The organism is Streptomyces lydicus, from assembly GCF_001729485.1.
In the GTDB taxonomy this organism is placed as follows: domain Bacteria; phylum Actinomycetota; class Actinomycetes; order Streptomycetales; family Streptomycetaceae; genus Streptomyces; species Streptomyces lydicus_D.
The window spans coordinates 7801647-7811694 of record NZ_CP017157.1 but is presented as its reverse complement, the minus strand read 5'-3'; the positions used below and the strand labels follow the sequence as shown (position 1 = coordinate 7811694).

The following is a 10048-nucleotide window of genomic DNA, read 5'->3' as shown; positions in this document are numbered from 1 at the left end:
CGCCACTCACCCATGGAAAACCCCCTCAGCCGACGTGGTCGATGTGCGTGTGCGGTTACTCGAGTTCGAAGACCACGGAGACCGACAGCGAGTCGATGGCGTGCTTCTTCACGCAGCGCCAGCCACCCTCCTCGAATACCCCGTCCCATTCGTCGAGCGTCGGCAGGTAAACGCCCATCATGTCGTGCCCGACCTCGAATCCCAGGGTGAATACCGGGAGTTCGCGGTCGGGTATGCCGACGGTCCGGGTCGCGTCGCCGAGCAGGAAGCGGCGGACATTCGGGAACGCCTCGCGGATCTTCCGCAGCGTCTGCACGCAATTCTCGCGGGGCCAGAAGTCGTGGCCCATCATGAAGCAGGTGAGCAGATCCACCTTCGCGAACTGGTCGGACGCCTCCGCCGGCACCTGGTCGATGGTGCGGGCGTCGCCGCGCACGAACGAGATCTGGTCGCCGAATCCCTTGGCGGCGACCTCCTTCTCGGCCATGCCGATCGCGCCGTCGGCGATGTCGATGCCCAGACCGCGCACCCCGGGGAACCGGCGGGCGATCTGGATCAGCCGCTCACCGCTGCCGGACCCCAGGTCGGCGACGGTGGTGGGCTCGTAGCCCAGGCCGTCGACGGCGGACCAGAACGCCGGGTCGAAGTAGCGCTCGCTGATCTCCCGGCAGGCATAGCTGATGGCCGCCGCGTCGCGCTGGTAGAAGTCGCCGACACGGTTCTCGTTCGGCAGCACCTGGGGCATGCGGCGGAAGAGCTCGCCGCTGCCCTGATTCAGCCAGTGGAACAGTGAACGGTGGTGGTCGGCCTCGTCGAAGTACGGCCCGGCGACGATGGTTTCGCCCTCGCGCCGCACGATTCCCACACTGGCCAGTGCGGTGAACATCCCGGTCACCGCGGGCTTGTGCAGATCGTGCCGCGCGGAGAAATCGGAAACGTTCAGCTTGCCGTTCTCCCGCAGCTCGTCAAGAGCTCCGAGCTCCCACGCGGCGCCGATGGCCGATGAAGCCAGCGTCGAGTTGAAGATGTCTGCCACGGCGCGTCGCGCCTGCGCCTCGGAAACCTCGGTACTCATATCACGCCTCCACCCCTCGAAGGGGTCGTCCGCAAATCGATTGGGCGTACGCAGTCCAGCGATTTCCAGTCTCCGGTGAACTCCCCGGCTGATCCACGACTTTTACCGTGCAGCGAAGCAGGTCGGCAGACGGCCCGGTTCGAAAGCGGAAACTTTCGAACCGGGCCGCGGGCGGTGCCGGGACGGGGACCGGAGAGCCGCTACAGGTAGGCGTTGTAGTGCCGGTAGGCCGGCCACAGCGCGGACCACGGCTTCTTGCGGTCGTGGCACACCGTGATCGCCACGCCCTGCTCGGGGTTGTCGATGCCCAGCCGGTTGTCGATGTGGTCGACGACCTTGCAGGAGGCGAACCCGGCGTCGAGCAGCGACCGTTCGATGTTGCCCACCACGACCACCACGTCGGCGCTCTCCGGCGGCGGGCCCCACTTGTGCAGCTCGTTGTGGCCGCTGTAGACCGCCGGCAGCCCGTGCCCGTAGCGGTCCAGCGCCCCGGCCTCGCCGAAGTTCTCGGTGAGCACCACCGCGCGGGAGCGCTCCCCGGCCGGCAGCGCCCGGTAGGCGGCCTCGGTCTGCTGCACCACACGGGGCCAGCCGACCGTCTCCAGCGGCATGCTGGCGACCTGGAAGTCGCGCAGCCCGCTCTTGGGGATCACCGGCAGCGACAGCAGCATCTGCGCCGCCGCGCTGAGCACCAGCGAGACCGCGAGCACCGACAGCCGCAGCTTGCGGCGCCCCGCCCACCGGTCGGCCCGCACGCACCCGGCGGCGAGCAGCGCGATCAGCAGCCCGCCGGTGTAGTCCGGCCGCCCGCCCTCGATGAGGTAGGACGCCGCGGTGGCCGCGAGGTACCCGACGCCCAGGGCCCGGACGGGCTTCCACTCCGGCACCCGGAACAGCTTCACCAGCCCGATCACGCACAGCACGAACAGCGCCGGGCCGAACAGCAGGATCAGGTTGGTGGCGAACATGGCCCGGTTGGCCTCGCCGTCGGTGCCGGCCAGCCCCTCCGCCATCTGGAGCTGCGGGAAGTCGTGGGTGATCTGGTAGATCAGGTTCGGCGCGCCGATGACCAGCGCCAGCGCCGTTCCCGCGTACAGCCGCCGATCGGCGAACACCTTGCGCGGCCCGACCAGCGCCATGCCCAGCAGCAGCGCCACCGGCAGCAGCAGCACGATGTACTTCGCGTACAGCGCCACGCCGACCACGACGCCGGCCCACAGCCACCACTTGCCCTCGCCGCGCAGCAGCACCCGCAGCGCGAACAGCAGCACCGCGGCCCATGCCACGGTGTCGAAGCTGGTGGTGAGGATCCAGTGGCCGAAGCTCAGCACCATCGTCGAGGTGGCCACCCCGAACGCGGTCAGCGTCTGGGCCCGCCGGGTGCCGCCCAGCTCGGCGGCGATCATCGCGCCGAGCGCGGTGACCGCCGCGGCGCACAGCACCGCCGGCACCCGGATCGCCCACATGCTGTCGCCGAAGACCGCCATCGCGGCCCGTACGGCCATCGGCAGCAGCGGCGGCTGGTCCACGTACCCCCACGCGAAGCCGTGCTCGCCCAGCAGCCGGAAGTACAACTCGTCGGCGTGGTAGCCGTATTCACCCGCGAACGCGAACAGCAGCACCGCCAGCGCGGCCACCACCACCGCGACCGGGCGCCAGGCCACCGGCACCGGCCGCAGCCCGGGCCCGCCGGCCCCGGCCGCTGCCCTGGTATCCCTGTCGAGGGACGTCGTCATCACGCCTCACTTCCCGCTGAGTTGTCGGTTCGCACCCGCCCCGGCCGGGGCACCTCAGCCGCTCAAGTAGTGGTAGGCGGGCCACAGCCGGGCCCAGGAGTCCTTACGGCCGTGGCAGACCGTGACCGGCTTGCCCTGCTCGGCGTTCGCCACGCCGACGCCGTTGTCGATCCGGCCGACGACGCGGCAGGAGCGGAACCCGGCGTCGAGCCGGGACCGTTCGATGCCCACCGCGACCACCACATCGGCGCTCTCCGGCGGCGGGCCCCACTTGTGCAGCTCGTTGTGGCCGCTGTAGACCGCCGGCAGCCCGTGCCCGTAGCGGTCCAGCGCCCCGCTCTCGCCGAGGTTGCCGGCGAGCACCACGGCCCGCGCCCGCTCCTCGCGCGGCAGCGCGTCGTACGCCGCGCGCACCCGCTCCGCCAGCCGGGGCCAGCCCACGCTCTCCAGGGAGATGTTGTTCAGCGGGACGAAGGGGGAGTTCTGCGGCAGCACCGGCAGCGCCATCAGCACCTGGAGCACCGCACTGGCCGCCAGCCCGGCGCACAGCAGCACCCGGCGCAGCCGGCGCTGCCCCATCCACCGGTCGGCGGCCACCGCGCCCGCCGCGAACAGCCCGATCAGGAAGCCGCCGACGTAGTCGGGCCGGCCCCCGCCGTAGATCGTCAGCGCCACCCCGACCGCGAATGCCGGCGCCAGCGCCCGCACCGGCCGCCACGCCGGGTCCCGCACCAGCTTCACCAGCCCGGCCACCCACACCACCGTCAGCACCGGCCCGAGCAGGATCACCAGGCTCGGCACGAAGATGATCCGGTTCATCGGCCCGTCGGTGGCCCCCAGCGCCTCGGCCATCCGGAGCTGCGGGAAGTCGTGGGTGACCTGGTAGATCAGGTTCGGCGCGCCGATGACCAGCGCCAGCGCGGCGCCCGCGTACAGGCCGCGCGAACGGAACACCGTGCGCGGCCCGGCCAGCGCCAGCCCCACGGGCAGCGCCACCGCCGGCAGCGCCACGATGTACTTGGCGTACAGCGCCAGGCCCAGCACCGCCCCGGCCCACAGCCACCACTTGTCCTCGCCGCGCAGCAGCGCGCGCACCACGCACAGCAGCAGCGCGGTCCAGGCGAGCATGTCCAGGGTGGTGGTCACCATGATGTGGCCCACGCTGAGCACCAGGAACGAGCTGCCCAGGCCCAGCGCGGCCAGCGTCTGGGCCCGTCGGGTGCCGCCCAGTTCGGCGGTGATCAGCGTCCCGAGCACCACCACGGCACCCGCGCACAGCGCCGCCGGCACCCGGATCGCCCACACCGAGTCGCCGAGCAGCTGCGCGGTCGCGTGCACCACGGCCGGCACCAGCGGCGGCTGATCGGTGTAGCCCCACGCCCAGCCGTGCTCGCCGAGCAGCCGGAAGTAGAGCTCGTCCACGTTGTAGCCGTACCTGCCGGACACCGCGAGCAGCAGCACGACGACGCCGCTCGCGACGCCGACCGCCGTCCGCCAGGCCGGCCGTACGGCAGGGCCGGTGTCCGCCCGCACCTCTTCAGGGACCGTCAGCACGTCTCCCGCCGCCTCCCGCACTCCGCCTGCCCGTCGCCGCCGGTCCCCGCCCGCCGGTCGGCGTCCGGGTCCGGTGAGATCACCGCTCGGAGTCTGCGGTCCGGCCCCACGGGCCGCCACGAGTTTGCGTTGTCAGCTAAGCAGCGCGCTCACCTCGTGCTTCGTGCGCCGCGGCGGTGCGCGCCGGCGCCTGCTCCTTGCGTGCCGCGGCGCCCCTGCGCCGGTAGATCAGCGTGTCGACGAGCAGGAACCGCACGAGGAACACCACCACCAGGCTGATCACGGTCGCCGGCACCGGCCCGATGCCGGCCTGCTCCACCAGCAGCATCATCAGCGGGATCCGCGCCAGCAGGTCCGCGTTGCTGAGCGCCGCGAACCCCAGCAGCCGGCCCGCCCAGTGCCCCTGCTTCGCGCTGCGGTAGACCAGGAAGTCCAGCAGGGCGAAGTTCCACAGCACCCCCAGCTGGTTCGCCAGTACCTCCGCCACCGCGTAGTGCAGCGACGTGGCGCCGGTCAGCGCCCACAGCGCCAGCAGGTTCGGCACGAACCCCGAGACCCCGATCAGCCCGAAGGCCACCATCCGGGCCCGCTTGTCGCTGCTGCGCAGTTCCGCGAGGTGCCGCAGGAACCGCAGCCCCTCGCGCACCGTCGACTTCGACTCCCCGGCGAACCGCTCCCCGAACTCGTAGGGCACCTCCGCCACCCCGCGCGGCCGGCAGCGCACCGCGAGCTCCAGCAGGATCTTGTACCCCAGCGGCCGCAGCCCGCCGTCCTGCCCGGCCCCGTCCTCGCGCCCGGCGCGCTCGATCGCCTCCCGGCGGATGGCGAAGAAGCCGCTCATCGGGTCGGAGACGCCGCGCAGCAGGCGCGGGAACAGCGCCTTGGTCACGGCGGTCGACACCCCCGACACCGCCATCCGGTACCCGCCGTCCAGGCCGCCCCGGCTGCCGCCGTCCGCGTACCTGCTGGCGACCACCAGCTCCGCCCCGGCCCGTTCCCCCGCCTCCACCAGCTCCGGCAGCAGCCGCGGCGGGTGCTGCAGATCGGCGTCCATCACCACGATCCACGGCGCGCTCGTCTGCGCGATCCCGGCCACCACCGCCCCGCCGAGGCCCCCTTCGGGCACCTCCCGGTGCAGCACCGACACCCGCATCGGGCACCGCACGGCCGCCTTCTCGATCACCTCCGGGGTGTCGTCGGTCGAGTCGTCGACGAACAGCACCTCGACGTCCCATTCCTCCGGAAGCGCCGCGCACACACCGTCCAGCAACTCATCGATGTTCCCCGCCTCGTTGAACGTCGGCACGATCAACGACACCGCCGGCACGGATGCCATGGCTCCTCCTGAGGGATCCGCAACTGTCACCACAGCAGCCACAAGAGCCCAGGAGAAACCGGAACTCATCATGTTTTACGGAGAAGTCAACCTGGTCGCACGGGCGTTGGCCGCCCTGGTCGCCCGGCAGAAGACGGGCATGTCCGCCCAAGGGCCCCACTCCCGGGGTGAGAGTGCGGAGTTCCCCCGCACCGGAAGGTGAGCTGTGCCACAGTGGGAGCTCTGGTACCGGTACCCAACTCAACAGCTGCCGATCGGGGGAAAATGATCACTGGTAGCGGCACGCCGCTCCCGGGCTGGCGCGGTGGCGACGGAAACGCCGCCTACCTGGACAAGACGCTGCGCCACGAGCCCATCGAAATGGCCCTCAACGAGAGCGTCAACGGAAGGACGATCTTCCGGCTGTGGCTGCGGGCCACCCTCGCGTCGCTCGTCGTCTCCGCGATCCCCGGCTTCATCGGCGTCATCTCGCTGATCGCGAGCGTGGGCGAGCAGTCCTCGTCGGACCCCTTCGGCTACGGCGGGTCCGGCGCCGGCAGCTCCGGCGGAAGTTCCGGATCCGGTTGGCTGGTGTTCGCCTCCTTCGCCGGCTTCGCCGTGTTCTGGATCGTCCTGCTCGCGAGCCGGCTGCCCGAGCCGGTCGCCGAGTGGCGGGTGTTGCTGGCCGACCGTCCCGACCGGGCACCCGCGGTCTACGCCACGATCGTCCACACGCTCAGCTCCCGCCGCTACCCCCTCGCCCCCAAGGGCCTGGGCACCCGCGTCACCCTCAACGACCCGCCGTACACCGCCTACGTCTCCGTCTTCAACTACGGCAGCAGCCTCTACCTCGGCTGGATGATGTGGCGTTCGCGCCGCGGCACCGAGCTGATGGGCCAGTTCATCGGGGACTTCTTCCGCGCGCTCAAGGGCGAGAACGGCATCGAGCACCAGCTGCTGCGCAGCGAGGGCGCCCGGGCCATGCGGGAGGCCGTCCACCTCGCCTGCCGCGAGGGCCTGATGGTCGCCGTCGACGGGACCCCGGTCGCGACCGCACCGGCCGCCGCGCCCACCGCGGGCGCCACCCCGCCGCCGCCCGCCGTCCCGCCCGTCGTGCCGCCCGCCCCCACCAAGGTGCCGCCGCCCGCCCCCGAGGCGCAGCCGCGGCCCGCCGGTGAGGCCGACCCCGCGGGATGAGCGTGCTGTCCACCACCGGGCCCTCGGGAGCATGGGCCTGGGCCGGGCTCCGGCTGGAACCGGAACCGGCGATGTCCGAGAACGGCGCCCACCTCGGCCTGCCCGAAGACCAGCGGCGCCTGGAGGCCGCCACGCTCGAACAGGTCTGGCTCTCCCGGCAGTGGCAGCCGGACGGCCGGGCCTTCGAGCTGCGCTATGCCACCGCCCCGGACACCACGGTGACCTGCACCCTGCTGTGCCGGACACACGGAGCGGACGCCCGGACGGCGTCCGCCGCCGCGCTCGCCCTGCGCGACGCGCTGGCCGACACCCCCCGGCACGTCCGGGCGGCTCCGGTGGAGGACGCCGCCGAACTGCACGCCGCACTGGTCCCGTTCGCCGGGACTCCGGCCGGCCTGGCCGAGGTCCGCAAGCGCCTCTCCTGGGCGTGGCTGCAGCGCCGCGACACCGACTTCCCGCTCGGTGTGGCCTTCGCCCCGCTCGGCGGGGAGGCCGTCAGCTGGGAGCCGGTGTGGGAGGCGCTGGCCCGTGAGCGCGCCCGCACGGTGGTCGGCGTCTGCCTGGAGCCCTACGCGCCCCCGCAGGAGCTGCTCGGCTACCTCCGCTACCTGACCCAGGAGTACGGCAGGCTCGCCCAACCGGGACGGCCCAGCCCGGTGTTCACCCAGTACATCGCGCCCGACCCGTTCGCCGTGCACGCCGCGGCCCGCTACGGGGAGGCGCTGGCCGCCTGCGCGGGCCGCACCTACCGGCTGCGGATCTCGCTCGCCGCCGAGCCGGCGGCCCCGCTCCCGCTCGCCGAGCTGCTCGCCGCCACCGTCGCCCCGGCCGGCGCCGCACCCGGCGGCGCGGTCGCCCGCGCGGTGCCGCCGCACGAGAGGGCGGCCGCCTGGGCCGGCCTCTCCGGGATGCAGTACACCTGGCTCGACACCACCTACCGGCAGGAGGTGCCGCAGCCGCTCGGCGGCTGGGAGCAGCTCCTCGCCGACCTGGTCGACGTACCGCAGGCGTCGGCCGCCTTCCGCTTCCCGTACGAGATCCCCGGCCGCCCCCCGCTGTTCAGCACGGCACGACGGGGGGCCGGGCCCGCCCCCGGCGGGAGCACCGCCCCCGCCGGCGGGCGGGACCCGTACGCCCCCCGGTTCTGACCCCGTCCGCCCCCGACCCCCGGAGCACCGCACCGTCATGACCACCCTCACCTTCGCCTTCGACGGACCGGCGGACGACGCCGACGGCCTGGCGCAGTCGCTCGCCGAGTGGCTGAACGACGACGAGGACCTCACCGGCTCGGCCCGGCTGCGCATGGTCCCGCCCGCACCGGGCCACCAGGGCGGGCTCGCGGACGCCGCGGAGGTGCTGGGCGCGGTCGGCCCGGTGCTGGAGGCGGTGGTCAGCGCCGTGGCGGTGTGGCTCGCGCAGCGGGCCAGGTCCCGGCGGATCAGCTTCAAGGTGACCCGCCCGGACGGCACCGCCCTCGAACTGTCCGCGGGCAGCCCCGAGGACGCCGCCGCCGTGGAACAGCAGCTGCGCCGGTTCCTGGAGCCGGGTTCCGGTGACGGCAGCTGAGCCACCGGCCCTCTCCCCGGCGCCCTGGCCGCCGCTGGTCCCCTCGCCGCGGCGGTCGGCCGCCGTCCTGGTGGGCACCGCCACCCATGTCGTGCCCAGCACCCTGCCGCCGCTCCCGCAGGCCGCCGGCAGCGTCGCGGCGCTCGCCGACGCGCTGACCGGCCCGCTGGGCGGCTTCGACCCCGCCGCGGTCCACCGCCGCGTCGACCCGCAGACCCCGGCCGACGTCTTCCGGCTGCTGCCCGCGTCCACCGGCGAACCCCTCGATGTGCTGCTCTTCTACTTCGCCGGCCACGGGCTGCGCGGCGCGGACAAGCGGCTGTGCCTGGCGCTGCCCGGCTCGGTGGACGACGGCCGGGGCACCGAACGCACCGCACTGCCGGTCACGGCCGTCTTCCAGGCCATGCGGCAGGTACGCGCCGAACACCGGATCGCCGTGCTCGACTGCTGCTTCGCCGGGCTGGCCCTGGACGCGCCGGACGCGTCCGACATCCACCTGCTGGTCGCCGCCGGCCGCGGGAAGCGGGCCTTCACCCCCGAGGACCACACCCGCACCGGCTTCACCACCGCCCTGCTCCGCCTGCTCACCGAGGGCGTCCCGGACGGACCTGAACACCTCGACCTCACCACGCTCTACCGGCACCTGGCGGTCACCCTGCCGGCCGCCCGCCTCCCCGACCCCCTGCAACGCGCCTTCAACGCCACCGGCGACCTTGCCCTGTTCCGCAACCCGGCCCACGGCACCGCGCACACCCGCCAGGGGCTGCTGGCCCGGGCCCGTTTCGCGGACCGGGTGAAGGCCCTGGGCCTGGCCGGCCGCCCCAGGCGCCTCGCCCAGGCGGCCTGGCTGTTCGAGGCGGTCGCCCGCGACGCCGCCGCGCACCTCGGCCCCGTCGACCCCGACACCCTCCGCCTCCGCCACGTCCACGCCTCCGCCACCGGCGAGGCCGGCGACCCGTACACCGCCTGCGCCCTCCTGGAGCGGACCGTCACCGACTGGCAGCCGCTGGCCCCGCCGGACGACCCCGCGCTGGCCGCCGCCCGGGCGAGCCTCCGCCACTGGCGCACGGCTCTGCCGCACCCCCGGCCCCCGGACCACGAGGCGAGCCTCACCTGACGCCCGACGGCTCGCGGGCTACCGGAAGAGCCCCAGGGCCCCGTCGAGCGACCAGCTCTGCCAGCTCATGGCGCCCAGGGCCGCGAGCGAGATCAACGCCATCATCAGGTTCTGCCCCTGCTCCGCCCAGTCGTGGATCATCAGCACCAGGTAGACCAGATTGAGCACCGCGCCCGCGACCAGGGCTATCGGGGACAGCAGGCCGAGGACGAGACCGAGACCGAGCGCCAGCTCCGCGTAGGCGACGAGGTACGCCATCAGCCGGGGGCGGGGCTTCACCAGCCGGTCGAAGCCCGTGCGGACCACCCGCCACCGGTGCTTGTCCGCGATGCCCGCCGCCCAGGCGATGCCGCCACCGGCGAACCAGGTCTTCTTGTCCTTGTGGCGCCAGCTCTCCAGCCACCACAGGCCCAGCCCGATGCGGAGCACGGCGCACCACTCGGCACCGCTGAGCCAGATCGTCTGCATGTGCTGCCCCCTTCGACTCA

General features: G+C 73.3%; 9 protein-coding genes. 4 read left to right on the top strand and 5 right to left on the bottom strand.

Translation table 11 applies throughout. The features are described from left to right. Window positions 1-55: 55 nt before the first annotated feature. The 4 genes from mppJ to SL103_RS33890 form a co-directional block, all read right to left on the bottom strand. Window positions 56-1075, bottom strand: a complete 1020-nt coding sequence (mppJ, locus tag SL103_RS33905) for a phenylpyruvate C(3)-methyltransferase (RefSeq protein WP_069572799.1) — start codon at window positions 1073-1075, stop codon at window positions 56-58. A 200-nt stretch (window positions 1076-1275) separates the two neighbouring features. Beyond that, the gene (locus SL103_RS33900; protein WP_069572797.1) at window positions 1276-2811 is read right to left on the bottom strand and encodes a glycosyltransferase family 39 protein; all 1536 of its coding nucleotides are present in this window, start codon (window positions 2809-2811) and stop codon (window positions 1276-1278) included. Between the two features lie 54 nt (window positions 2812-2865). Beyond that, window positions 2866-4365, bottom strand: a complete 1500-nt coding sequence (locus tag SL103_RS33895) for an ArnT family glycosyltransferase (RefSeq protein WP_099055488.1) — start codon at window positions 4363-4365, stop codon at window positions 2866-2868. A gap of 136 nt (window positions 4366-4501) precedes the next feature. Next, a complete protein-coding gene (locus SL103_RS33890) occupies window positions 4502-5701 on the bottom strand; it encodes a glycosyltransferase (protein ID WP_069572795.1) in 1200 nt (399 codons plus the stop codon). A gap of 264 nt (window positions 5702-5965) precedes the next feature. Here SL103_RS33890 and SL103_RS33885 point away from each other — a divergent pair, with 264 nt between their 5' ends. Genes SL103_RS33885 through SL103_RS33870 form a run of 4 tightly spaced genes read left to right on the top strand, consistent with a single transcriptional unit; the run spans window position 5966 to window position 9560 of the window. Beyond that, window positions 5966-6877: a hypothetical protein gene (locus SL103_RS33885; protein ID WP_069572794.1), complete on the top strand. Its 912-nt coding sequence runs from the start codon at window positions 5966-5968 to the stop codon at window positions 6875-6877. Then, window positions 6874-8025 carry a hypothetical protein gene (locus SL103_RS33880; protein ID WP_164492931.1) on the top strand — a complete coding sequence of 384 codons (1152 nt, stop codon included), beginning with the start codon at window positions 6874-6876 and terminating at the stop codon, window positions 8023-8025. Before SL103_RS33885 ends, SL103_RS33880 begins: the two co-directional genes overlap by 4 nt. Window positions 8026-8062: 37 nt before the next feature. Further along, a complete protein-coding gene (locus SL103_RS37085) occupies window positions 8063-8443 on the top strand; it encodes an effector-associated constant component EACC1 (protein WP_051733700.1) in 381 nt (126 codons plus the stop codon). Beyond that, the gene (locus SL103_RS33870; protein ID WP_069572792.1) at window positions 8430-9560 is read left to right on the top strand and encodes a caspase family protein; all 1131 of its coding nucleotides are present in this window, start codon (window positions 8430-8432) and stop codon (window positions 9558-9560) included. Before SL103_RS37085 ends, SL103_RS33870 begins: the two co-directional genes overlap by 14 nt. An 18-nt stretch (window positions 9561-9578) precedes the next feature. Here SL103_RS33870 and SL103_RS33865 read toward each other — a convergent pair whose 3' ends face one another. Beyond that, window positions 9579-10028, bottom strand: a complete 450-nt coding sequence (locus tag SL103_RS33865) for a DoxX family membrane protein (RefSeq protein WP_069572790.1) — start codon at window positions 10026-10028, stop codon at window positions 9579-9581. Window positions 10029-10048: the final 20 nt, after the last annotated feature.

Excerpts from the sequence above, each read along its gene's own strand:
- mppJ (WP_069572799.1), bottom strand. The coding sequence starts at position 1,075 with ATGAGTACCGAGGTTTCCGAGGCGCAGGCGCGACGCGCCGTGGCAGAC.
- SL103_RS33900 (WP_069572797.1), bottom strand. The coding sequence starts at position 2,811 with ATGACGACGTCCCTCGACAGGGATACCAGGGCAGCGGCCGGGGCCGGC.
- SL103_RS33890 (WP_069572795.1), bottom strand. The coding sequence starts at position 5,701 with ATGGCATCCGTGCCGGCGGTGTCGTTGATCGTGCCGACGTTCAACGAG.
- SL103_RS33885 (WP_069572794.1), top strand. The coding sequence starts at position 5,966 with ATGATCACTGGTAGCGGCACGCCGCTCCCGGGCTGGCGCGGTGGCGAC.
- SL103_RS33880 (WP_164492931.1), top strand. The coding sequence starts at position 6,874 with ATGAGCGTGCTGTCCACCACCGGGCCCTCGGGAGCATGGGCCTGGGCC.
- SL103_RS37085 (WP_051733700.1), top strand. The coding sequence starts at position 8,063 with ATGACCACCCTCACCTTCGCCTTCGACGGACCGGCGGACGACGCCGAC.
- SL103_RS33865 (WP_069572790.1), bottom strand. The coding sequence starts at position 10,028 with ATGCAGACGATCTGGCTCAGCGGTGCCGAGTGGTGCGCCGTGCTCCGC.